This window comes from Halodesulfovibrio marinisediminis DSM 17456, assembly GCF_900129975.1.
Lineage (GTDB): Bacteria > Desulfobacterota > Desulfovibrionia > Desulfovibrionales > Desulfovibrionaceae > Halodesulfovibrio > Halodesulfovibrio marinisediminis.
Genome location: NZ_FSRG01000005.1, coordinates 144,787 through 168,904 on the forward strand (window position 1 = coordinate 144,787; position 24,118 = coordinate 168,904).

A 24,118-nucleotide genomic window follows, 5' to 3' on the forward strand; every position below is an offset into this window, starting at 1 on the left:
TTTCTTTTTGTCAGTTAGCCTTTTTGCAAGGAATGCATCATGTCTTTTAGAGAGTCAGAAACTCCTGAAAGAGTTTCTACGGACTGTTCTGCTTCCTGCATTTTTTCCGCGGTTACTCTTGAGATTTGGCTTATTTCGTCAATAGCCTGTGTGATCTCCTCACTAGCGGCAGACTGTTGTTCTGCGGCAGTTGCAATGGCTCGAACTTGATCTGTTGCCGGAGTTACTTTGGAGACAATTCGCTCGAAAGCATCACCAGATTCTGTCACCAGTTTCGTAGCTTCTTTTACAGCATTGGCAGTGTTGGTCATTGCATCAATATTTTGCTGCGTTCCGGACTGAATAGTCTGGATTGCATTGCCGACTCTGCTTGTTGCTTCCATAGTATTTTCTGCAAGCTTACGAACTTCATCTGCAACAACGGCGAAGCCGCGTCCGGCGTCTCCAGCACGTGCAGCTTCGATAGCTGCGTTCAGGGCAAGCAGGTTTGTCTGATCTGCAATGTCGCTGATTACGTTCAGAATATCACTAATGGATTCAACCTGTTCTCCAAGTTCGCCCATCTCTTGTTTAAGATGCTCGCTAAGAGAATACACGTTTTGAATTGTTGAAACAGATTCACCAACAACTTCAAGGCCTGATTGTGCTTCATGGTATACTGCTTCAACACTTGATGCAGCTTCTGAAGCGTTTCTGGCAACTTCCAGAATGGTGCTGTTCATTTCTTCCATGGCGGTTGCAGTTTCACTGTTGCGTGAATCCTGATGTTCTACGCCTTCAGAAGTAGTGTGAATCTGGGTTTCCAGATCAGAAGAAACGTTTGTCAGGTTGTGAACGAGCACTTCCAGTTGTCCTGCTGCGGCAAGCTGACCATTCCGGTGTGCTTGTGCTGCTTCTTCTTGTGCTTGTTCTGCACGGGCTGTAGCGCGTTCAGCTTCTTCAGATCGCAGCTCAACTTCCTTCATATTTAGATCTATCTCTTCCATATTTTTTTGAAGAGTTCCTGCCATGCTGTTAACAGCATTTTGCATTTCTGCAATTTCATCCTGTCCTTTAGGTGTACAACGGACAGTCAGGTCACCTTCTGCGATTTTTGAAATAACGGAAGAGGTGTCGATGATTGGGCGGGCGATAAGGCCGACCAAGTAGACGATACCTGCAAGAGCAATCAGAAGACCGGCTATTCCGGTTATGATAAGCGTTTTTGTGATCTCGTTAGCCTGTGCAAGAACAACATCCATTGGGACGGATAAAGACACAACCCAGTTCTTTTGGGCGTTACCCAATGTTACTGGTACTAACACACGTAGCTCTTTGTCTGTTTCGCTGACGGCAACTTGACCATTCATTGCTTTTTGAAGCAGCGGGGCTCCACCTTCAACTGCGGAAGAGTATGATTTTCCGAACAGGTCCGGCATCCCTGTTGCGGCCTGAATGTTGCCGTCAAAGGCAATGAGGCTCATGGTGCAGTTACCGTCAAATGCAGTAATGTTATTTACAATGTCTGTTAAGAAGCCAGCGGATAGGTCTACACCAACAACGCCGATGACGTTGTTGTCTACAACAACGGGAACAGAAAGGCTGGATACGCTGTATTTAGAACCAGCAGTGCTGACATATTCTGTTACAATGGTAGCTGCTTCTTTTCTGGTATCGCGACTGTAGGTATACCAAGCTCCGTTAAGGTCAGTACACGGTGCTAAGGCAAGTGCACCGTCGGACTTGCTCCAGTATGGGATAAAACGACCGTCAGCGGAACTGAATTTGCCATCATCTTCATAACGGCTGTCCTCACCGTCAAAAGCCATTGGTTCGGTCGCCATCCACACACCGTACAGTCTGCTCTGTTTCAGAGCGATTTGTTCCATGATGTGCGCAACGTGTTCACGATTTGGTTTTTTTGAAAACGACTTAACACCTTCAATGGTATTCGCCAGTGTGCGGGCAACAGCAAAACCTTCATCAAATTCCTGTTTAATGAGCAGAGCCTGCTTTTCTGCAGCCTCTTGCGTCATAACCCGAGCTGTTTCAATTGCTGCAGTCCTTGTAAAATTAATACTTACAGCTAACAGCGCTCCAATGAATACGATTGAGCATCCTGAAATGATAAAGAGAAGTTTCGTTTTAAGCGATTTGAACTGCATAGTTCCCTCCAGTATGATGAGGCTAGTGGGTATTCATTACAAGATTAAGGCGAATGTAGTGAATTAATATGAAAGGAACTTGATAGAATTGTGCATAAAGATTCTAGAGAGTTATCTCTTCCATATTATAGGTATAGCCTGTCACTTCTTCTCGGAGAACATAGTTTAAGCTTTAGTGAAAAGAGGATAATTTTACATTTTTTAGGAGAAAAATGTAGTGAAAAAAGAAGGTTATTTAGTAGAGATAAAATAGATACTTTAGACTGTATCTTTTCTGTATTGTGACCGTTTATGCTTACAGCTAATTGTAAAAAGAAAAAAATATGGTGCCATAAGAAGGAAGAAGAGGTGGACTATAGACTTAAATTTTTTTCTATGATGAATATTGTGTAAAGATTTTTGTATATTTTTTTATTTAGTAATAAATATCATGTTGCATAAAAAAATGACCCTGTTGTTACAGGGTCATTTTTGTGTGTGGCGCTTACAATAAAAGGGGTAAGTAAATTAGTTACATTATGGCATCGTTGCAAGGTGACAACAAGTTCTGCGCCCTGGTGCAATTTCAATGTCTATCGGTGCTTCTTTTTTACAGATGTCCATAGCGTGCGGGCAGCGTGGATGGAAATGACAGCCTGAAGGTGGATCAAGTGGAGAAGGAATTTCACCCTTAAGCGGGGTAAAGTCGACACCGCGGCGATCAAGTCTTGGAACTTCATCGAGCAACGCTTTAGTGTACGGGTGGAAAGGATTACTGAATATTTCGTCCACTGGTGCTACTTCAACAACACGGCCGAGATACATAACAGCAATTCTGTCAGAAATGTGCTCCACAACACCTAAGTCATGGCTGATGAACAGGCAGGTGAGGTTCAGTTCGTTGCGCAGCTCCATAAACAGGTTTAGAATCTGAGCTTGAATGGATACGTCCAGCGCCGCTACGGATTCATCACAGACCAGACATTCCGGTTGAACAGCCATAGCACGTGCAATGCCGATGCGCTGGCGCTGACCGCCAGAGAACTGGTGCGGGTAGCGGTGCGTGTATGACGGATCAAGACCACAACGCAGCATAACTTTAGCAAGATAGTCATCCAGTTCGGATGAGCTTGTCAGCTTATGGAAGAGCGGAGCTTCACCGATGATGTTGCGTACGCGTTTACGCGGGTTAAGTGATGCAAACGGGTCCTGAAAGATCATCTGTACGTTCATGTTGTATTCTTTCAGGTCTTGTCCCTTCAGTGTATCGATATCCTGACCTTTGTAGTAAATTTTACCTTCACTACGTGGGAGAATGCTGCAGAGCATACGTCCCAGCGTGGATTTACCACAGCCTGACTCGCCTACGAGACCAAGCACTTCGCCCGGCATAACAGAGAGATCTACGGAATCTACTGCCTGTACCCGTTCCTCACGCAGGTTGGAACCAAGGGAACGGGCAATACGGCCTGCCAAGTCGAGCTTTTTAACAAAAGCGCGGCTCAGTCCTTCACATTGAAGATATGGTGTATTGTTATCGCTCATAAGTGTTTCCGTGCATGGGTTACAGGTTTGGGTGGAAACAACAGACGCGACGTCCGTTGTCCAGTTCGGTTACAGGCGGTTCGTTTAGGCATTCATCTGTCGCTTTTGGACAGCGCATACGGAAGGAGCAGCCTTCAGGCAGGTTAATTAATGACGGAGTCATGCCAGGAATCTGGAAGAGCGGCTCACCACGATGGTTACGGCTAGGTACGGAGCCCACAAGTCCTTCAGTGTATGGGTGCAGTGGCTTATCGAGAACTGCCTCGACAGTGCCTTCTTCGATAATCTTGCCTGCATACATTACGGCTACGCGGTTCGCGAGACCAGCAATAACAGTAAGGTCGTGTGTTACCCACATGAGCGACATGCCAGTTTTTCGGCATAGCTGCTGCATTTCAGAAAGAATCTGGCTCTGGATGGTCACGTCCAGCGCGGTAGTCGGTTCGTCCGCAATGATCAGGTCAGGGCGGTTGAGCAGACCGGTTGCAATTGCTACGCGCTGACGCATGCCGCCAGAGAACTGGTGTGGGTATGCTTTTACACGCTCTTCTGGTGATGGAATACCCACCATTGCCAGCGCCTCAATAGCACGCTTGCGCGCTTCTGCTTTACTGACTTTTTCATGGGCGCGAACTGCTTCAATCATCTGAGTGTCGATGCGCAGAACAGGGTTCAGGGTCATCATTGGATCCTGAAAGATCATGGCAACTTCGTTTCCGCGGAAATTACGCCATTCTTCAGTAGTCTGCGTTAGCAGTTCACGGCCTTTGAATTTAATGGAGCCGTCAACTACACGACCCGGTTCGTCTACAAGCCCCATAATGGAGAAGCCTGTTACAGACTTACCACTGCCGGATTCACCAACAATGCCCACAACTTCACCTTTTTCAATGGTGAGGGAAATGCCGTTAACAGCCTTTGCCACACCTGCACGGGTGAAGAAGTGTGTTTTAAGATCTTTAACTTCAAGAAGTGGAGTGCTCATCGTTTCAACCTCGGGTTCAGAACGTCACGTAATCTGTCACCAACAAGGTTGATGCTCACGATAAGGATAAGCAGGGCAACGCCCGGATAGAAGCTGATCCAGTAGTAGCCGCTTTGTAGGTACTTAAAACCGTTAGAAATAAGCAGACCCAATGAAGGTTCGGTAATTGGCATGCCAAGGCCGAGGAAGGATAGGGTTGCTTCAAGCGCAATAGCGCTAGCTACTTTAACGGTTGAGATTACAATAAGTTCAGGAGTACAGTTCGGTAGTACATGTGAGAACATGATCCTACGCTGTGGCAAAGCAAGGCATTTGGCTGCTTCGACGTATTCCTTGCCGCGTTCAACCAATACGTTGGAGCGGATAGCACGTGCGTAGTACGCCCACTGGACAAGGATCAGTGCGAGAATGATTTTGTCTACACCCTTACCGAGAATTGCCAGTAGGATAAGAGCAACAAGGATTGCTGGAAAGCTTAGCTGCAAGTCAACAATACGCATGATGACAGCATCTGTTTTTCCACCAATATATGCTGCCCAGAGACCGATGATTGCACCGATGACGAGCGCAATCAGTGTGGAAACAACACCTACGCCAAGAGAAATACGCAGCCCGTAAAGGATGGCGCTGAACATATCACGGCCTTGCGTGTCAGTGCCGATCCAGTAGGTAATAGTTTCGTCAAACGATGAAGAGCCCGGTGCGAGCTTGCCGTCCATAATATCAATGGACATAAGGTCGTATGGGTTCTGTGGTGCAATGTACGGTGCGAACAAGGCGATGCCGATTATTACAAGAAGAACGATCAGACCGAGAGCCGCAACACGGTTTTCGAAAAATTCTTTTACTGCCAGCAAGATCAAGGATTCGTCATGAACCGCAGGAGCCTGAGCAATAGCTTCATTAGTATTTTCTGCCATATCAGAGTCCTTGCGGTTATCGTTCCTGACCAAGGCGTACGCGAGGGTCAAGGATGGAGTATAGGATGTCCACAATCAGGTTAATGATGATGAACATAGTTACGGTGATGAGCAGGTAGGCTACAATAATCGGACGATCAAGTACGCCGATGGAGTCGATAACCAGTTTGCCCATTCCCGGCCATGCAAAAATGGTTTCGGTAACTACTGCAAAAGCAATAAGGCTACCGAACTCCATACCGAGAACTGTAACAACAGGGATCATAATATTTTTCATAACATGCAGACCGATAACGCGGGTTTCTGACAACCCTTTTGCGCGGGCAAACTTAACGTAGTCCATCTGCATATTTTCCTGCACACCGGCGCGTGTAAGGCGGATAGCAAGCGAAGTTTTGAACAGGGCAAGGTTTGTAGCCGGAAGAATAAGGTGCGCAAGACCGTTAAGCGTCAGGAAGCTTACCGGTATGCCGAGAAGCATAGTGGTTTCACCTCGTCCACCTGAAGGCAGCCAGTTCAGATGTACAGAAAATATAATGATAAGCATAAGTCCTACCCAGAATGTAGGCAGGCTGAACCCGAGAATGGAGAAACGCATAATGTTTCGTCCAATCCAGTGGTTTGCTTTCATGCCGGCAACCATGCCGAGCGGAATACCAAAAATAACAGCGATAAACATAGCGGTAAACGCAAGTTCCATTGTAGCCGGAAGGCGATCAAGAATAACCTTGAGAGCCGGTTCGTTGTACACAAAGGAATTACCGAAATCACCGTGCAGAGCACCTTTCAGGAAGATGGTGTATTGCTCCCACAGTGGTTTATCGAGCCCCAGTTCGTGGACGGCGCGTGCGTATTCAGCCGGTGTTGCATCAGGTGCAATCAGGATATCGATAGGGTTACCGATGTAAAATACGCCTACGAAAACCAGTAGGGACATAACAAGCAGAACGACAGCGCTCTGCGAAATGCGACGTATGAGGAAAGCGAGCATAAAGGGATGACGCTCCAAAAAAGCCAAAAGGGGTAAAAACAGGCTGAAGGGACGTGATGGTCACGTCCCTTCAGATTTAAAACAATAAGAATAACTTGTAGAGAACGGCAGCAGTGCCGCGTTGCAAGTTAAACCAAAGTGCTATTTCGCAACACTCACAGCACGTGGAAGGGTGTAACCGTCAGTACGACCTTTGTAGTTCAGACCTTTTTTCATAGCCCAAACGTTCACCTGGTAGTGGATAGGTACGATACCAACTTCGCCCATACCAAGCTCAACAGCTTCTACGAGAAGTTCGTTATGCTTCTTAGGATCAACAGTAACGAGTGCTTCTTCAAGCAGTTGGTCAACCTTAGGGTTGGAGTAACGACCACGGTTAGAAGAACCGAAGCCTTTTTCTTTGTCGTAAGTGTGGAGCAGTGCACCGATGCAGTTGGAGTGCTCACCGGTATCAGTTGCCCAGCCAACGAGCATGAGGCTGAATTCAAGAGCAGAAGCTTTGCCGAAGTACACGCTCTTGGGCATAGTGTTTACTTCAGTTTTGATACCTACTTTAGTCAGCATCTGAGCAATTGCCTGTGCAATGTCACCGTCGTTTACGTAACGGTCGTTAGGGCCGTGGATGGTAATTTTGAAACCTTCAGGGTAGCCAGCTTCAGCGAGCAGAGCTTTAGCACCTTTAGGATCGTAAGCTTCAGGCTTGAGGGTTTTACTGGTGCCTTCGTAGCCTTCAGGAAGCATCTGAGCAGCAGGAACAGCGAGGCCATCCATGATGCGTGCAGCGATAGCTTTACGGTTGATAGCTTTAGAAATAGCTTTGCGTACCCGTACGTCTTTCATTGGGTTTTTGATTTTGTTACCGTTGTTGTCAGTCACCATCGGTGTGTCATCACGGTCAGAATCAAGGTGCAGGTAGATAAGACGGGTGGAAGGAGACTTTGAAAGAGCAATTTTAGCGTTTTTTGAAAGGTGTGCTACGTCTGCCGGTGGAACAAAGTTGATGAGATCAACATCACCGGATTTGAGTGCAGCAACACGGGTACCATCGTTAGTAATTGGCTTAGCAATGATGGTGTCCCAAGGCTGTTTTTCACCCCAGTAGTTATCGTTACGCTTGTAGATAATAGCGTCGCCGCGTTTCCATTCAACCAGTTTGTACGGGCCGGTGCCGATAGTAGCTTTACCGGAGTTGTAATCGGCAGTGGTCGCACCTTCACCGTACTTCTTGGAAATAACATTGAAGGTTGCCATGTTACGTGGAAGAAGTGGGGAAGGACCATCGGTATGGAAGCGGATGGTAAGCGGATCTACAATTTCAATCTTCTTAATGGCACTAACCATGCCTGTGTAAGAGGAAGGGCTGTTAGGAACAGTAGGGATACGTTCGATAGTAAATTTAACGTCTTCTGCAGTAAACGGGGAGCCGTCGTGGAAAGTAACGCCTTCACGGAGTTTAAATTCCCACACGTTGTCACTTACTGGAGTCCAGGAAACAGCGAGACCCGGCATAAGTTTCTGACGGGAATCCTGACGGATAAGCTTGTCAAAAACATAAATTGCCTGTTCGTTGTTTGCGTTAACGTTATGGAAGTGTGGGTCAAGAGATGTTGGTTCACCTTTCAGACCAATGGTCAGCGTCTCAGCGAATGCGCCGGAAGCGCATACGAGCAGCAACATGCAGACGGTGACGAGAGCCATAAATTTATTACGCATAATTCTCTCCTTGCTTGTTAGTCTCACTCAAAAATCGCGCGACTATACAAAAAATAACCTTGAGGATCAAGAGAATCTCCGAAAATATGCATAGGTCGCAACTATTTTTGTACTGTGATATCAAAGCCTTTCCGATTTTCCATACAATAAAATGTAAGTTCTGTCTTGTTGAAAGTTACAAAAAGGTAAGGAATTAGACGTGATTAAGAAAGTACAAGAGTTCATTGCAGCGCGTGAGCAGGACATGGTTTCGCTACTTAAAAAATTAGTTGAAATAAATAGTTATACCGGAAACAAGGCAGGGGTAGACGCAGTAGCATCGGTCATTCAGGGGGAGTGTGAATCCATGGGGCTGCATGTTCGCCGTGAGCCTCGTGAAAACGTCGGTGATAACCTCGTTATTGAGACGCAGCTTCACAAGGAAGGGAGAAAAGGCATCCTTATGTGTGGACATATGGATACTGTTTTTCCTTCTGAACTCGGGTTCAATACCTTCACCCAAGATGAAACTACCTATTATGGCCCTGGTGTAGCAGACATGAAATGTGGTCTTGTATTGGGTATCTATGTTCTTAAGGCTCTTGATTCTCTTGGTTTGTTGCAAGATATGTCTATAGCTATGATTTGCAACTCTGATGAAGAAACAGGCTCAAGTGATTCTTCTGAACTGATATTAAAAGAAACAGAAAACAGTTTCGTAGGGTTTGTTCTTGAATCTACCAAAGAGGGTGGTGAGTTTGTTATCGGCAGAAAAGGACGTATGACCTTTGAGCTGGAAGTTACTGGTAAAGCTGCTCACGCAGGGAATGTGGGGGCAGATAAAGCTAGCGCGATTCTCGAACTTGCTAAGCAGGTGCAGGCTTATGAAGAACTGAATAATCCTGAAGAAGGAACAAGTGTTAACGTTGGGAAAATTGAAGGTGGTGTAGGCGCTAATACCGTGGCGGAAAAAGCCCGAGCCATTGTCGAGTTTCGCTATACCCAAAAAAATAGTGGCGACAGGGTGTGGGAGACCATACAGAACCTTGCCGCAAATCCGTTTAACAACGCAACAACTTGTACCGTATCAACAATTACTGCACGCCCTTCCATGGTTACAAATGATGCGATACTTGGGCTCTACGACATGATTAAGGAAATAGGCGTGGAGCATGGGTTTGAGATTCAATGTGCCCAGTGTGGTGGCGGGTCAGACGCAAACTTCATGTCTCAGCTTGGTATTCCTGTTATTGACGGTCTCGGTCCAAGAGGTGGTAATTTGCATTCAGTTGATGAATATCTCGTTGCCAGTACAGTTCCAGAGCGTACTGTTCTCGCAACGCTTGTTGTTGCCGAAGCTTGGAAGCGTTATTGCTGTAAGTAATCAGGAAAAAGCTACAAATACAAAAAGGTGGAGTATTGCTACCCACCTTTTTTTTAGGCCTAAATTCCGGCTGAACGTTGCGACAGAACATATTGAATAAGAGTTGAATACTCTTACGCCAGAAACGGAATACTCTTTGCGTTTCGCTTACTTAGCGAGAGGCTCTGAGTAGAAAGTTTTTGAAACAATAATCCATTCACCGTTGTTTTTAATAAGAGAGAGGTAGTCGGTGAAGAGGCGATCAACAATTACGAGGTTAACTTTAACCATTGCGTAGTTTTCGTTGATAAAGTCGATAGCGAGGATGTTGTCTTCGCGTGGTACACCTGCTTCCTTGGAAGACTTACGGCTTGCGATGCGCTGTTTGAGCACGTCACGACCAGCGATGGTTACTTCGCCGTTGTCAACAAAAGAGATGTGCGCACCTTCATGGAAAACTTTTTCCATGGTTTCTGCGTCGCCTTCGTACAACATGATGAAGTAAGTTTCTAAAAATTCAATAATTTCTTTAATTTCAGCTTGCATGTCTTTTTCCTTGCAGAGGGAAACAGCAGATATCGTAAAGGGCGATATCCACTGCTATCGAAAAACACAGACCCTTCTATGCGCTAGCTGTGTTTTTCGGTAAAAAGTATACTGTTTGTTCTGTCGCAAATTTCAGCCGGAATCGACCAAGGGAAACCGCTTCCCTTACATGAAATCATATCTCTGCATAGAATGTTTCTATGGCATTAGATGGTATGGTACCTGAAACATGTTGTCCACCTAAAAGGTGATGTTGCTTTAAAGAAATGCGCAGATAAAAATTCATTTTATATGTTTCATCGTTGCAACAAATCCGATTAATACAGTCGAGATAGTATTCATATTTGAATACTGCAATGAAAAAGCCTTACATCGGGCAATGTAAGGCTATGTTTGTTTGTATTACGTTATGTAAAAGTCGTAAATCTTCGTGGGAATCAGATTTGCTTTACGAGGACTAGAAGTGGGCAATGGTAACGTATTACAAACTTGAAATTTATTTAGAATAATTAGTACAGTAGGCAGAAAGGCAACTACTTAAACTTGTGCGTTGATATCTTGCACTGGGGGGGTAGTTACATTTTGTTCAAGTAGCTGCTTTTCTGCCTACTGTTTTTTTAAGTGTTAAATTAATTATTGAGGCTATGAGGAGTGACCGGCACGGACTTCGTTGAAATATCCGTGCCGGAGCTTGCGGAAGAATCACTCCATGCGTCCTTAGCTTGTAACCGTCATCAGAGGTGTTTCGATAGACAGTAAATACATTGCAGCCGGTTGTGGCAATGTGTTGTCTTGAGGAGCCATGCATTCACTGGGATAATGGTGGAATACCGAATAACTCCTGATAACTGTAAGAGTGTAACCTCTAGCTACATTGCTTCGGGAAAATCACGTAATTCGCGAACTGTTACTGGACGAATTGGTGGGCGGATATTCAGCGCACCAACATTCGGAACCTCGATATTAAGTGCTGCTGCTGCAATTTCAGCAAGCGCACCACCGCACATGCGTCCCTGACATGGTCCCATGCCACAGCGGGTACGTAACTTGATTTCATTTACGTCGTGACAGCCTTCTTTTACAGCCTGACGAATGTCACCTGCTGTTACGCCTTCGCATCGGCATACCAATACGTCGTCTGCAACGTCGAACAGACCTTTTTTCGGTGCAAAGAACGCATCAACAAAACCGCGTGGTGCGAGAGCTTTGTAGAGACGTTTTTTTACAGGTGTGATCTGAAGTTGGGCTGCTTTTTCACTAAGCACATTCAGACGGCGTGCTACGTCAATACCGGCAAGTTCACCTTTGGCTGCTGCTGCGTACACACCATGAACTTTTTGACCGTCACCTACAACATAGATGGAGTCTCTGCTGGAGCGACCGAACATGTCAGTTTTTGCATACCAGTAGCGCTGGGTTTTATCCCATTTATGCTCAAGCTTAAGCATGCGTGAAACGTGTGTGCGAGGAAGCATTCCCTCGTGAACAAGCAGAGTAGCCGCTTTGAGCGTTTTGGTTTGACCACGATGAGTGAAGGTTACTCGATCAAGCTGACCAGCACCTTCTGCTTTGATGTCAGTTACGCCACAGTATTGCTTTACACCGCTACGGAACATGTTCACTACCATTTTGAGTCCCTTGAAGAGGAAAGGGATATCCGCCATGGCAAGCGGCATATGTAGCATGGAGGTAGCTTTGTTCTGGATTGGGCTTGTATCCAGAACACCAGCGACTTCAACGCCCAGTTCAGTAAGGTGGTTTGTAACCAGTGGAATAAGCGGGCCATTGCCTGCAATTACAACCGGACCGTGTGGTACGATGCCGGCGCTTTTGTAGAGAAGGTCAGCGGAACCTGCACTCATAACACCCGGTGTTGTCCAGCCAGGGAATGGAACAGGACGTTCCATTGCACCGGTAGCAACAACAATGCACTGAGCCTTGATTTCTCGTGACTTGCCGTCGGAGCTACATAAAACTCGTCCCGGTTCAGCGTCCCAGACAGTTGTTTTTGGCAGATAAATTGCGCCACTTCTGTTAAAGCGGTCAACAAGGTTCAGCCCATCATTACGATCTTCCTTAGAAAGGAAGTTTTTAAAACTTTTTTTACCGGAAACAGAGCGGTAAATTTGACCGCCAGGTAACTCCTGCTCATCAAGAAGAATAACGTCCAGACCATTTTCAGCAGCTGCGCTTGCGGCAGAAAGACCGGCAGGGCCTGCACCTATAACGAGTAAATCGTACTGTTCCTGCATTAGTATTTCTCCTTGATGGTATTCTGGCGTTTCACCTTCATTCCTTCGCGTACGGTGACGAGGCAGGACTGCTGGTTAGGAACACCGTCGATTTCCATCATGCACTCAAAGCAGACGCCCATAAGGCATACAGGAGCACGGTTGTCACCCTTAACTGGATTTTTCCCAGTGTGTCCGGCGTGACCCGGTCCCAGAACGGCAGCAGCTACGGAAATATCAGCAGGAACGGTCAGGGGCTCATCTTCAAAGAAGATAGTTACGGTGTCCTGCGCTGTGGATGTATTTGTAGACATGAAAAAAGCTCCAAATGAAAACTACGGCGAGCTACTTCTCGTCGAAACGTGAAAGCGTAAAATCAGCTGCGGTCTTGCAGATATCGTTACCCATGATAAAGTCTGGTAATTCAGCAACATGGATAGCGGCAAGAGTGACAGCACTATGGGCATTAAGAATAAAGCCGTTTTCGTGTCCCGGAATTTTGTCGTAAATCGGGAAGCCATCTTTAGGCCATACACGCAAGCAGCTCCATGTGCGGATAATGCGCAGGTCTGCAAGGGCAGGCCAGATATCGGTTGCCCATTTTGCTACGTGGCAGAATTTTTCTGTATGGAGTGATGTGTCTGTTCCAACGTATTCATGTTCAAAACCAATCATAATCGTGCCGCCTCGAGTACGGGTGATGCCGAGAAGCGGAGAAGGCAGGACGTCTGGAACACGTTCGGTAAGGAATACCTGACCTTTGTTAGGAACTACAGGCACAGAAACGCCGAACTTACCGGCGAGTTGACGGTTGCCAAGACCACCGGCAAGTACCAGACGGGTACATTCAATTTCACCGTTATCTGTAGTTACAAGGTAGCCGGAATCTGTTTTGACAATGTCAATTACGTTGGTGTCCGGAATAAGCGTGCCGCCAAGGTTTGCCATACCGTGCCGAAGAGCAAACATGAGCTTTAACGGCTCCACAAGGCCGTCTTCTGCACACCAGGTAGCGCCGGTAACGTTCGGGCCGAAGGTGATGTTCGGGAGCTTAGCTTCAAGCTCATCGCGAGTCATCATTGTGCCTGGATACCCTTCTTCGCCAGCTTCTTTACGAAGGGCGTCAAGGTAGTCACTGCGTTTAGTAAATTCTTCTTCACCTAAGCAGGGGATAATGCCGCCTGACTCGGTGTATTCGATGTCGATGCCGGACGTTTTCTTTAGCTCTTCGGCTAGCTCACCAAAGAGTTTGGAAGAATTAAAGCACCATTCAACGTAGTTTCTATGACCCAGTGCTTTGGACTGGCACCAGATCAGCCCCATGTTGCTTCGGGAAGCCCGATCAACCGGAGGTGTTGCATCCACTACGCCGACTTTGACGCCTTTCTTAGCAAGCCCGTAGCCCACAGCAGCGCCTGTAACGCCACCGCCCACGATGAGCACATCAAAATTTTGTCGCATTATGCGATCCTCTTTTTTCCTGCAGTAACATCGTATCTGCTTAAAATGTATATCTGAGCAGCATCCAGATTTTCGGTGCAGCTCCGTAATCTGGAGAAAGTGAGTAAATGAAAAAATAGTAACCGGCAGGAAGCTTCCAGCTGGAATACTACCTACTTATTAGGATTCTTTGTACGCAATTGCGTCTATTTCAATTTTACAGTCGCAAACCATGGAACCTTGAACGGTTACACGTGCCGGCGCGTGTTCAATGTCAAAAAATTCTGCAAAAACTTTGTTGAAATCAGCAAAGTCGCGTGGGTCATCGATCCATACACCTACACGTACTACGTCTTTCATTTCGTAGCCGGATTCGGTGACTACTTTGACAAGGTTGTTTAAGGTAAGACGAGCTTGAGCAGTCATGTTGCCAGCAAGAAGTTCACCATTTTCATCACGAGGAACTTGACCGGTAACGTAAAGCCAGCCGTTTGCTTCTACTGCGTTAGAAACTGGCAGTCTTGGATGTGTTCCGTGTCTTGTGATTGCAGACATTGTGTGATCCTTTTTAGTATGAGTACGTTGTTTTTTAATCTGAGAACAAACGCTTACGCTGTTTGAACCAATAGGGGATGGCAGCCTGCGCTCTGGCGCTATGAAGGATTTTTTCAGAACGCAGGTGCCACATGCGCTTTCGTTTATGGCGAAGCAAAAATTGCAATCTTTCTTTATGTTTAATCAGCAGGTTGAATCTGTTGAATTTGTTGAATCTGGCTATAAAGGCAGGCTGTGTGATTCAACAGAATTCGTTTTGGGAATGACGGCCGCCCGCAGAGCAGGCGGCCGTTGTGACTAACTGTCTTTGCCTAAGCTTTTTACCCAACTAATAACGTTTACGGCTACCCATGCGCCACAAATGATGTTGAGTACAAAGGAGGCGTAGATAACGTACTTAACGATAACTTCCATATATCCTCCTACAGAAGCTGCTCAGGTACGAATGCACCTTTAGGCTCTTTGTTTTTAGTTGCCATGTGAACGATGAACAGAACAACACAGTTGGCTACGATACCAGCAAGGTTCGCTGGAATACCGAACGGATCGTGCAGTACTTTGTCACCCCAGATAAAGCAGGTTGCGAGGCCGGCAATGATAGCAGGTGCACCAGCGTATGGAGAGATTTTGGAAGTGCCGATTTTTCCGGAAAGCGCGATAAGCAGCGGAGGAAGGATTGCTGATGGCCAGAGTTTGAACACGTAAATCATGAGGCCGAAAACATCCTGGAAGAGAACAGCAACTGCGATGGAGCCACCACCGATGATCAGTGTTGCCCAGCGGGATTGTTTCAACAGGGTTTCCTGAGATGCTTTTGGCTCGATGAATTCGTTGTAGATATCGCGTGTGTAGATAACAGCAGCAGTGTTGATGAAGGAGTCGCCAGTAGACATAACCGCTGCGAGCAGTGCACCGAACACGATACCAGCAAGACCCATAGGCAGGGTGTCACGAACGAGGTTGGTCATTGCAAGACCTGGCTCTACGTTAGGCTGCAGAACGAGAGAAGCAAGACCGATACCTGCGGTAGTCGCAAGGAAGAAGCCGTAGTAACCGGCAAAGATGAGAACACCTTTCTTAGAATCTTTAGCAGATTTAGCCGTTGCGTAACGCTGAATAAAGTATGGCGCACAGAATTCGCCGAGTAGGAACGCAAGGAATAATCCTAAGAACTGCATCGGAGTCCAGTCTGCAAAGAGCTGAAGCTTGGTAGCCATTTCCGGTGCATTGTTAAGTACTTCCATGATGTGATCGTAGCCGCCAGCATTGCTCATAGCCAGAATACCACACAGGGAGATACCTACTGCGAGAACAACGTACTGAACAGCATCAGTAAGTACTACTGCGAGCATACCGCCAGACCAAGTGTAGGCAACAGTAATAACGGAAGAGAGAATCGCAGCTGGAATGAGATCCATGCCTGTTGCTGTCTGGAGAATACGACCCATTGCAAGGATCTGTACACCGAACAGCGCAAGACAGAATAAGAACGCTACGATACTTGAGAAAAGGCGTCCCGCGCGGCCGTAGTACAGGCCAAATAAGTCACCAATGCTGTAAATGTTCTTTCCGGCTTCACGAACTTTGCCCGCAACGAAAAATCCGGACCAGAATTGGTTTAATACAACGCCTACAAGACCAGCGAATACAATGATGCCTGTCTTGTGCATAAAGGCAATACGACCAATTGTAGCACCACCACCACACAGTGTTGCTGCAATTGTAGCAAATAAAATAGCAGTTGGCACACTACGACCGGCAACAGCGTAATCGTCGAAACTTTCGACTTTACTCATAGTGTAGATGCCCATCCAAATGACAAGCCCGAAGTATAAGAATACAACGACCATGTCTAACCAGTGAAGTCCCATGCATACTCCTCATTGTTTGATTGCTAATCGACATAAAAAGTCGTCAACAAATGACAGAATAGCGAGATGATTTTAGCACACTATTCAAAGACTGCACTTGATATGAGCAAGGAGTATACCACCTGATTTTTACAGGTTAACTATCTGGTATGGTTGATTTTACTTTTATAAAAAGTGATTTCTAAAAAGTGTAACAAAATATTACAGTTGAGTGTTTATACAATAAAAAAACAGGGCGTAAACGCCCTGTTTTTAGCAGGTGATGAAATTTTTTTGAGCATTCGCTCAAAGTGTAATGTTATATTACATGTAACGTATCGTTACACTAGTCATGAGTGATACGGTACTTTTTTAGTTTTCTGTAAAGCGTAGGTCTGCTTACTCCCATTGAGCGGGCTATTTTGCTGATATTACCCATATGTTCTTCCATTAAGCGCATAATAAGGGCGTGTTCCATTTCTCCCAACATTGTTTCGCTGTTTGATCTCAGCTCCGCTACTTCATTTGGAAGCTTCATGTTCTGCGCGTACACGTTGTCAGAGACAATATTTAGTGAAGCCTTTGAATCGACGCAATCCAGTCCGAGATCATCAGGCATGATAACAATTTTTTCACAGATATTTACGGCACGTTCTACAGCGTTTTCGAGTTGTCGTATATTGCCTGGCCATGAGGCTTGAGAAAGAGCTTGTAACGCCGGCTGACTGTATTCCAGTTCCGGTTTTCCAAGACGCGGGCGAATGCGGTGCAGGAAAGTTTCAGCAAGCGTCAGGACATCATTACCACGGTCTCGGAGCGGTGGGATGGTGATGTTCAGGGTGCTTATACGGTAAAAAAGGTCTTCACGAAAGGTTCCACGTTTGATGGCAGTATCTAGATCGACGTTAGTCGCGGCAATAATGCGCAAATCGACTTTGATAGGTTGCATGTCACCCACTCGGTTGACTTCTCCAGACTGCAGCGCACGGAGAATTTTTACTTGCATATCAAGTGGCATGTCCCCGATTTCATCGAGGAATAGTGTGCCACCGTCCGCAAGTTCAAATTTGCCTGGACGCCCGCCTTTTAGTGCACCGGTAAAGGCACCTTCCACGTAGCCGAACAATTCACTTTCGAGAAGTTCGTTTGGAATAGCTCCACAGTTTATGACAACAAATGGTTTGTTGTGTCTCGGGCTGGCATTATGGATTGCCTGTGCGAATAATTCCTTACCGGTTCCGGTTTCTCCGTGCAGAAGAACAGCGGCATTACCTCGTGCAGCTGCGTTGGCAACTTTCTTGGCTTCTTCAAGTGCTGTGCTAGAGCCGAGAATTGAATCAAAGGTGAAGCGTGCCTGCGAGCCTGCCATTTCGTTTGCCAGTTGCAGCATCCTATCATGTTCCATAACCAGCAGTATACCGCCAGCACTTTCTCCATCAGGCATTGTAATCGGGTCGAGCGTACAGACAAGTGGGAACCTTGAGTCTCCGCGGATGAATGTAACTTCTCTTTCAGAGAAGCCTTGCTTGGAGTGGAGAACATGCTTCCAGTCCATGCGGGTACGGGTGAGAGTAGAAATGTTAAGTGAAGGTTCTGCTTCATCTGGATTGGTAAGAGAGGCGTTGGAAATTGTTCTTTGATCAATGCCAAGAAGCGCGTTAGCTTTTTGGTTAATCTGCATAATCTCGCCGTTACCGTTGAGGGCAATGATACCCCGTTGGTCAGACTCCATTAGTGCCGTCATGTAGGTGTTACGGATGGCAATTTCACGCGCTTTTTCTATTTCTCCAATTTGAGACCGGATAGCTTTTGCTGTGAGGATAACCATTCCGAGTGTATGGATGTGCACGGTACTGGCTTGACCACTAAGGGCAATAACTCCAAGAAGTTTTCCGTTGTTGTCATGCACCGGTGTAGCAGAGTTGGTAATATGATGTGCTCGTTTACAGAACATCTCTTTACCGGAAATTTGGATAGGAAGGTTTTCAATAAGTGCTAAACCGATACCACAGGTACCTACAGCTTCTTCAGTCCAAAGATAGCCGGGCATGCAGTTCCCTTTTTTGTAATGCTCGAGAATCTGTGCGTCTCCAAGGGCGTGCAGCACATATCCATCAGCGTCGGCTACAGCCATACAGAATCCAGAACCTTTCAGGATTTGGTATAGCGTAGACATTTGAGTTGTAACAAGGTCGTAGAAAGGCTGACTATCTTTTATTCGCTGGCGCAGCTGCTCTGGGCTAAGTTTGTATTTCTCGGGGGAAGCTGTCTGGTTTGGATCAATCCCCATTGCTTTGGAGCGGGCGTGTGAATCTTGAATAATCTGTGCATAGCGCCGTGCATTAAGTTCTGTACTGACAAAAAAAGCATTCTCTTTTGATGCACTTAGTTGTGTGTGTGTCATTATGTCCCTCCCCCTTAGAGACTGATCAGCATGTGTAACGTTTCGTTACGGTGTATTTATTATATTGCGTAGAAAGAACGTAAAAGCAAGAGGGAATAATTCTTGTAATATCAAGACAATAAAAAAGCCCCGACACGTAAGTGTCGGGGCTCATTATTTCATCTAGTGCGCGATACTAAACAGTTTCGTGTGCAGTACGTGCGATGAGGTCGTTCTGGAGATCTGGAGAGAGATCTACGAAGTATGCAGAGTAACCTGCGATACGAACGATAAGGCTACGGTATTTTTCTGGATCTTTCTGAGCAGCGATCAGGGTGTCACGGTTGATAACGTTGAACTGAACGTGCCAGAGTTTGAGGTCACAGAAAGTACGGATGAAGGATACGAGCTTTTCAGTACCTTCTTCGCCTTCAACACACTTCGGAGTGAACTTAATGTTCAGCATACGAGCAGCGCGGTCGCGGTGGCCGTAGTTTTTAGAAGTGTAGTTAGAAAGAAGAACCGCAGTAGGACCGTTTTTGTCAGCACCGTGAGATGCAGAAGAACCGTCAGAAAGTGGAGTCCATGCGAAACGACCGTTAGGGGTAGCACTTACCACTTTACCGAATGGTACGTGGGAGGTGAATGGTACGTAACGAACGTCGTTGTGCATGCCAAGTTCTTTAGCGTATTTCTGGCCGTAGAGAACGTTGAAGGAGTCAATTTTGTTAGCTACTTCATCAGCGTACTCGTCGTCGTTGCCGTAGCAAGGAGCGGACATGAGGAGCTGACGTACGTCTTCTTTGCCTTCGAAGTTGCAGTCACAAGCTTCGATAACTTCTTTCATGGTGAGTTTTTTGTCTTCGAATACGAGTTTCTTGATAGCGCAGAGGGAGTCTACGAGAGTACCAAGACCCATGTGTTCGAAGTAACCCATGTTAATGCCTTCTGGGATCTGCGGGGTGTGCAGGTCGAGGCAGTGCTTCATGCAGAGGTCGTGCATTGCAGAGCCCATTGGCTGTGCAAAGTGCTTAGCACGAAGGTTGTTGATTACGTACTGCTGGTAGAATGCAGTTTTGAGGAAGTGATGATGCTGTTTTTCGTATGCAGCAAAGAACTCTTCCCAAGTTTCGAAGGAGAGAGGATCACCGGTTTCGAGACCGAGAACTTCGTCGCCGTGTTTAACCATTTTACCGTTGTGCAGAACCATTTCGAGAGCTGCTACGAAGTTAACGTATGCACCACCGGAGGTGTAGGTGTCGCGGTTAGGCATACGTGCTTCGGTACAACCGGAAACAGCGTAGTCGTAAGCTTCAGCAAAGGTTGCACCTTTGGAAACGTAAAGAGGTACTACTTCTTCGTCGTTGATGAGTTTAGGGAAGCCGGAGCCGTCCTTAATGGTTTCAGCAACGTCAGCGAGGTAGCGCTCTGGAGAGCGGGAGTGAATACGCGCTGCAAGGTCAGGGTAGTGAAGCGGGAATTCACGTTTTGATTTAAGGAAGAGGTAAGTCAGTTCGTTGGTTGCGTCGCGACCTTCAGGAGTCTGACCACCAATGGTTACTGCTTCCCAGTGAGCGTAGCCTTCGTTGAATGCGCCGCCGGTAGGGGAAACGTAGAGGTCGATGAACTGTGCCATACCAACCCAGAGACACTCGAGAAGCTCAAGAGCCTGCTCGTCGTCGAGGATGCCAGCTTCTACGTCAGCCTGGTAGTAAGGGTAGAAGTACTGGTCCATACGGCCGTTAGATACGATGGTACCAGTTTTCTGCTCGATACGAGAGAACATCTGGGTGAACCACTGGGACTGAACAGCTTCGTGGAAAGTACGAGCTGGGTGCTCAGGAACGTGAGCACAAATTTCAGCCATTTTTTCGAGTTCAGCTTTACGAACTGGATCAGCTTCTTTCTTAGCGAGTTCAGCTGCGAGCTCGGAGTGACGACGTGCCCAAGTGATAACAGCGTCACATACGATTACGATGGACTCGAGGAAAGGTTTTTTCTCAACGTTGTCGAATGGGGACAATGGATCGAGAGCTTCGATTTTTTCGAGAGCTTCTGCTTTAATGCCACCGAAACCACGCTTGAGGATTTTTTCGTAGTCGTGAACCCACTGAATGGAAGAACGGAAAGAAGAAGTTTCGTTTACGATGAAGCGGGAAGCGAGACCTTCTGGATCGTCGTAAGTAAGTCTGTGTACTTCTTCAGGGAAAGATTTGCTGAGAGCTTCGTGGTAAGTTTTACCTTTCCAGTAAGGAGCGATCTCTTCAACAACTACTTTTGCGTCTTCAGCAGTAATAGAGAAAGGAGATTCAGTACGGTTAGGGAGATCTTCAACAGCGATGTCGAGGAAGTCACCATCAAGTTCAGGGTAGAGCAGACCGTAACGGCCTTTTACGCCACCACGACCACAAATGAGGTTGTCGTCGTCGATGTAAACAGTGATGTTTTCAGCAACGTGCTTCATTGCTTTTGCCCAACGCAGGCAGAGCATTTCACCTTCGGTCTCTTTCATGGACTCGGTGAAGTATTTAGCACGTTCGATGTCGATCATTGGACGAACGTTGTCGAAAGTTTCGAGAATTTTGAATACACGCGGGTGGGATGCGCGGTAGATATCTTCTTTACCTTCGATTTTATCGAGCAGACGTTGTTCGTGAGGTGATACACAACAAGACATAACTGACTCCTGTGATTAGGTTCAAAATAGGTGGCACGTAAAAGTGCAGTACCTGTGGTTAAAAATGCTGCGGCCGCTGTGTGCTCAGCAGCAGTAAATTTTGATTCGCTTTTTAGTAAGGACACGTTCTTCAGCAGCTTTTCAGTGATCGTTAAAGTAAGCTGCCGTGAGCTTCGTGCCTTGTGATTCTCTTAGAGCAAAGGTGATGCCAACATGTGCCGAAAGTGTATTTTTAATCGTTTTTTTGGCAAAAAAGTTTGTTTGGAGGGTGCTGTAACCTGCTTGATGAAGTGTAAAGTTCGTTCAAAAAAATTGAAACACTGCCTCAATCCTATTGAATAAAGCGGGTTTTGGCTTCTGCGAGTTGTGGGATTCTCCCCGTTCTGGTTGTAGTGAAAAAACATCAGATGTTTTTTTGCTTTGTGAAAAATAGCTCGTAATGAGGAATGCCCGCTAGGGTAAGAAGTGAAGAAGGTGGGGGTGTGGCTGTGTTTTAGTTGCTTCATTGCAACATGTAGAAGGTTTGTTTTTTTTATTCGCTTAAAATCAGTATGTTACGGAGTGTTGCGTTTTTGCGACAAGGTGTCATGATTTGCATCGTTGCAACATTGTTTTGCTGCGCGATGCTTAATAGCTTGTAATTGTAGAAAGTTATCTGTGTTATGTTTCGTCCTTATATAATGATGCTAGTTTGTGACGTTTGTTTTGTCTGTTTAATCAGTCAATATTAAGTTTTTTCGATGGTTGTATGCTTAGGGGCTTGAGTGTGTTGGTGAGTTGGGAACATGCTTGTGAAATAACATTACAAGTTGGCGTTTTGCTTGTGATGGTGTGGGGTATCGTTTGAGAATGTAGGGAGGGCGATGTGTTGTGATGCAGAAATGCAACTATAGTTGCTGGAATGCAACCATGAGGTTGTATTTTCTTAGCCTGTGGAAATTAAAGTAAAAAGTTTAAAGATGTTGCTTTTTTGAAACATAAAACAGGCATATGTTTGAGGTGGAAATAGTTTGTGTTGCCGTTGTGGAACGCATGATGGCTATAGAGTGTAAGAAAAATTTATGATGCATGTAAGCTCGGCTTACATTGTCAATTGTGATTCTTTTTCTGTTCTTTAACAGCTTGTATTTAAAAAAATTAAGCATGAAATGATTAAGTAGTTATGACATGTTTTCAATTTGTGAAAGAGAGAGTGCTTGAAAGTGCTTGAACGAAAAATCACATATAATAATGTAAATTGTGTTTGTTGGCATCGGTATTGCTTTGATGTTTAGGAGTAGTTGAATACGTTCAAGGTGCTCTTTTTCAATTAATTTGAGGATATATGCGCTGCTTTGCTGGGAGGGGTATGATGTCTTTCGTAGGTGTTGCTTTTTGTGAGCATTACTTTTCGGGAAGCTCATCCCAGTATGCTAATAGATAAGATTGGTGTTTGGCTTTTCTTAGTAGCATAGCTGTTATGAATGGTGCGAGATTCTGATCTTATTGTTTTCTTGATAGTTCTCAGGTCTGACAAACGTTAAGTGATGTTTAACTGTCATGCAGCTCTAGATAACGGAGAGCTCAAAAATACCAGTTGTTGGAACCTGAGAATATCAACTTTAAGCCTATTGTATGCGATGAGCGCGACAATCACAGCTTAGTTACAATTGTAAGAGGGGCCCCACCCATAGAGATTTTGTTGATTTTATCTTTTTCTCTATCTGCATGTTGTGGGGGTTGAATATTGTTACTTCGGTCTTAAAGTAAGTCTAGCGCTTGCTTCGTAACGTCTCCGAATGTGTCTCCTCTCTTCGTTGCAAAAAAATGAACAGACGTCCGTTTGCCTATGCAGGCGTCTGTTTTTCAGAATCAGGCAAAACTGCTTAAATTACAGGATTACTGCAATGACTCAAAAAGAAATTTTAAACACAACTGGTCAGGTCTTTAACATTCAGAAATACTCCGTGCATGACGGACCGGGAATCCGCACAGTTGTTTTTCTGAAGGGCTGTCCTCTTTCTTGTAAGTGGTGTAGTAACCCGGAATCACAATCATTTAAGCCGCAACTGGCCTACAACTCTGGCCAGTGTCTGACTCTTTCAAAATGTCTGCGTTGTGCAGAGGTTTGTACTGCTGGTTCCCTTACTCAGGGTGAAGATGATAAAATCGCTGTGAACTGGGATACCTGTACAAACTGTATGGCATGTTCAGAGGCTTGTCCTGCTGGCGCACTCATTAACTACGGTGATGAGATGACTGTTAAAGATGCCATCGATTCCGTTGAAAAAGATGCTATGTTCTACGCACGATCTGGTGGCGGCCTTACTCTTGGTGGCGGCGAACCATTTGCTCAGCCAAAATTTGCTCTTGCCTTGCTTAAAGAAGCAAAACGCCGTTACATTAAAACTGCAGTAGAAACATGTAGTCATGTTCAGACTGAAACTCTCGTTGAAGCAGGCAAATACCTGAACTTCGCGATGATGGACATCAAGAGCATGGACTCTGATAAGCATAAAGAATTTTGTGGTGTAGGCAACGAACTCATCTTGAAGAATATTAAAGCACTGCGCGAAGCTCATCCAAAACTCAAAATTCGCGTACGTACTCCGGTAATTCCGGGCTTTAACGACACACCTGAAGACATTCAGGCAATTGTTGATTTCATTAAAGACCTTGACGTTGAGTACGAATTGCTCGCATATCACCGCCTTGGTACTCAGAAGTACACCAACCTTGGTCGTGAGTACCCAATGGGCGAAGTATCTCTTGATAACGAAGTATTTCTTCCACTCGTAGAGATTGCTAAGCAAGTTCCTAACTACGCTAGCTAAAGAA

The 24,118-nt window shown here is 45.8% G+C and carries 16 protein-coding genes; 2 read left to right on the forward strand and 14 right to left on the reverse strand.

Annotated features, from left to right (window positions below):
• Window positions 1-14 precede the first annotated feature (14 nt).
• The 6 genes from BUR09_RS08680 to BUR09_RS08705 all read right to left on the reverse strand — a co-directional run bounded on the left by BUR09_RS08680 (window position 15) and on the right by BUR09_RS08705 (window position 8,277).
• Window positions 15-2,144 (reverse strand): methyl-accepting chemotaxis protein, encoded by a 2,130-nt coding sequence (locus BUR09_RS08680; protein WP_074216560.1) that lies wholly within the window; start codon window positions 2,142-2,144, stop codon window positions 15-17.
• Between the two features lie 516 nt (window positions 2,145-2,660).
• Window positions 2,661-3,668, reverse strand: coding sequence for an ABC transporter ATP-binding protein (locus BUR09_RS08685; protein ID WP_074216561.1), 1,008 nt, complete (start codon window positions 3,666-3,668; stop codon window positions 2,661-2,663).
• A gap of 19 nt (window positions 3,669-3,687) precedes the next feature.
• The gene (locus BUR09_RS08690; protein WP_074216562.1) at window positions 3,688-4,653 is read right to left on the reverse strand and encodes an ABC transporter ATP-binding protein; all 966 of its coding nucleotides are present in this window, start codon (window positions 4,651-4,653) and stop codon (window positions 3,688-3,690) included.
• Complete coding sequence (locus BUR09_RS08695; RefSeq protein ID WP_084539401.1) at window positions 4,650-5,573, reverse strand: ABC transporter permease; 924 nt, start codon at window positions 5,571-5,573, stop codon at window positions 4,650-4,652. Before BUR09_RS08695 ends, BUR09_RS08690 begins: the two co-directional genes overlap by 4 nt.
• Before the next feature lie 16 nt (window positions 5,574-5,589).
• Complete coding sequence (locus tag BUR09_RS08700) at window positions 5,590-6,564, reverse strand: ABC transporter permease (RefSeq protein WP_074216563.1); 975 nt, start codon at window positions 6,562-6,564, stop codon at window positions 5,590-5,592.
• Window positions 6,565-6,705: 141 nt separating this feature from the next.
• On the reverse strand, window positions 6,706-8,277 hold the full coding sequence (locus BUR09_RS08705; protein ID WP_074216564.1) for an ABC transporter substrate-binding protein: 1,572 nt from the start codon (window positions 8,275-8,277) through the stop codon (window positions 6,706-6,708).
• Between the two features lie 199 nt (window positions 8,278-8,476).
• On the opposite strand from BUR09_RS08705, the gene BUR09_RS08710 reads away from it, so the two are divergent.
• Window positions 8,477-9,640: a M20 family metallopeptidase gene (locus BUR09_RS08710; protein WP_084539402.1), complete on the forward strand. Its 1,164-nt coding sequence runs from the start codon at window positions 8,477-8,479 to the stop codon at window positions 9,638-9,640.
• 147 nt (window positions 9,641-9,787) lie between these two features.
• On the opposite strand, the gene BUR09_RS08715 is transcribed toward BUR09_RS08710, so the two are convergent.
• The 8 genes from BUR09_RS08715 to hpsG all read right to left on the reverse strand — a co-directional run bounded on the left by BUR09_RS08715 (window position 9,788) and on the right by hpsG (window position 21,301).
• Window positions 9,788-10,165, reverse strand: coding sequence for a nuclear transport factor 2 family protein (locus tag BUR09_RS08715; protein ID WP_074216565.1), 378 nt, complete (start codon window positions 10,163-10,165; stop codon window positions 9,788-9,790).
• 869 nt (window positions 10,166-11,034) lie between these two features.
• Complete coding sequence (locus BUR09_RS08720) at window positions 11,035-12,417, reverse strand: NAD(P)/FAD-dependent oxidoreductase (protein ID WP_074216566.1); 1,383 nt, start codon at window positions 12,415-12,417, stop codon at window positions 11,035-11,037.
• The gene (locus tag BUR09_RS08725; RefSeq protein WP_074216567.1) at window positions 12,417-12,710 is read right to left on the reverse strand and encodes a (2Fe-2S)-binding protein; all 294 of its coding nucleotides are present in this window, start codon (window positions 12,708-12,710) and stop codon (window positions 12,417-12,419) included. The genes BUR09_RS08720 and BUR09_RS08725 overlap by 1 nt, the downstream gene beginning before the upstream one ends.
• Window positions 12,711-12,741: 31 nt before the next feature.
• Entirely contained in the window at window positions 12,742-13,857 is a 1,116-nt protein-coding gene (locus BUR09_RS08730) for an NAD(P)/FAD-dependent oxidoreductase (protein WP_074216568.1), read from the reverse strand.
• Window positions 13,858-14,016: 159 nt separating this feature from the next.
• Window positions 14,017-14,391 (reverse strand): RidA family protein, encoded by a 375-nt coding sequence (locus tag BUR09_RS08735; protein ID WP_074216569.1) that lies wholly within the window; start codon window positions 14,389-14,391, stop codon window positions 14,017-14,019.
• 422 nt (window positions 14,392-14,813) lie between these two features.
• Window positions 14,814-16,262, reverse strand: coding sequence for a sodium:solute symporter family protein (locus BUR09_RS08745; protein ID WP_074216571.1), 1,449 nt, complete (start codon window positions 16,260-16,262; stop codon window positions 14,814-14,816).
• 325 nt (window positions 16,263-16,587) lie between these two features.
• Complete coding sequence (locus BUR09_RS08750; RefSeq protein WP_074216572.1) at window positions 16,588-18,645, reverse strand: sigma-54-dependent Fis family transcriptional regulator; 2,058 nt, start codon at window positions 18,643-18,645, stop codon at window positions 16,588-16,590.
• Between the two features lie 175 nt (window positions 18,646-18,820).
• Window positions 18,821-21,301: a (2S)-3-sulfopropanediol dehydratase gene (gene hpsG, locus BUR09_RS08755; RefSeq protein WP_074216573.1), complete on the reverse strand. Its 2,481-nt coding sequence runs from the start codon at window positions 21,299-21,301 to the stop codon at window positions 18,821-18,823.
• 1,886 nt (window positions 21,302-23,187) lie between these two features.
• On the opposite strand from hpsG, the gene hpsH reads away from it, so the two are divergent.
• Window positions 23,188-24,114, forward strand: a complete 927-nt coding sequence (hpsH, locus tag BUR09_RS08760) for a (2S)-3-sulfopropanediol dehydratase activating enzyme (protein ID WP_074216574.1) — start codon at window positions 23,188-23,190, stop codon at window positions 24,112-24,114.
• Window positions 24,115-24,118: the final 4 nt, after the last annotated feature.

What these genes read in the sequence shown, in the direction of transcription:
- hpsG (WP_074216573.1), bottom strand. Translation starts at nt 21,301, where the DNA reads ATGTCTTGTTGTGTATCACCTCACGAACAACGTCTGCTCGATAAAATC.
- BUR09_RS08720 (WP_074216566.1), bottom strand. Translation starts at nt 12,417, where the DNA reads ATGCAGGAACAGTACGATTTACTCGTTATAGGTGCAGGCCCTGCCGGT.
- BUR09_RS08745 (WP_074216571.1), bottom strand. Translation starts at nt 16,262, where the DNA reads ATGGGACTTCACTGGTTAGACATGGTCGTTGTATTCTTATACTTCGGG.
- BUR09_RS08735 (WP_074216569.1), bottom strand. Translation starts at nt 14,391, where the DNA reads ATGTCTGCAATCACAAGACACGGAACACATCCAAGACTGCCAGTTTCT.
- BUR09_RS08700 (WP_074216563.1), bottom strand. Translation starts at nt 6,564, where the DNA reads ATGCTCGCTTTCCTCATACGTCGCATTTCGCAGAGCGCTGTCGTTCTG.
- BUR09_RS08705 (WP_074216564.1), bottom strand. Translation starts at nt 8,277, where the DNA reads ATGCGTAATAAATTTATGGCTCTCGTCACCGTCTGCATGTTGCTGCTC.
- hpsH (WP_074216574.1), top strand. Translation starts at nt 23,188, where the DNA reads ATGACTCAAAAAGAAATTTTAAACACAACTGGTCAGGTCTTTAACATT.
- BUR09_RS08680 (WP_074216560.1), bottom strand. Translation starts at nt 2,144, where the DNA reads ATGCAGTTCAAATCGCTTAAAACGAAACTTCTCTTTATCATTTCAGGA.
- BUR09_RS08685 (WP_074216561.1), bottom strand. Translation starts at nt 3,668, where the DNA reads ATGAGCGATAACAATACACCATATCTTCAATGTGAAGGACTGAGCCGC.
- BUR09_RS08750 (WP_074216572.1), bottom strand. Translation starts at nt 18,645, where the DNA reads ATGACACACACACAACTAAGTGCATCAAAAGAGAATGCTTTTTTTGTC.
- BUR09_RS08690 (WP_074216562.1), bottom strand. Translation starts at nt 4,653, where the DNA reads ATGAGCACTCCACTTCTTGAAGTTAAAGATCTTAAAACACACTTCTTC.
- BUR09_RS08725 (WP_074216567.1), bottom strand. Translation starts at nt 12,710, where the DNA reads ATGTCTACAAATACATCCACAGCGCAGGACACCGTAACTATCTTCTTT.
- BUR09_RS08715 (WP_074216565.1), bottom strand. Translation starts at nt 10,165, where the DNA reads ATGCAAGCTGAAATTAAAGAAATTATTGAATTTTTAGAAACTTACTTC.
- BUR09_RS08695 (WP_084539401.1), bottom strand. Translation starts at nt 5,573, where the DNA reads ATGGCAGAAAATACTAATGAAGCTATTGCTCAGGCTCCTGCGGTTCAT.
- BUR09_RS08730 (WP_074216568.1), bottom strand. Translation starts at nt 13,857, where the DNA reads ATGCGACAAAATTTTGATGTGCTCATCGTGGGCGGTGGCGTTACAGGC.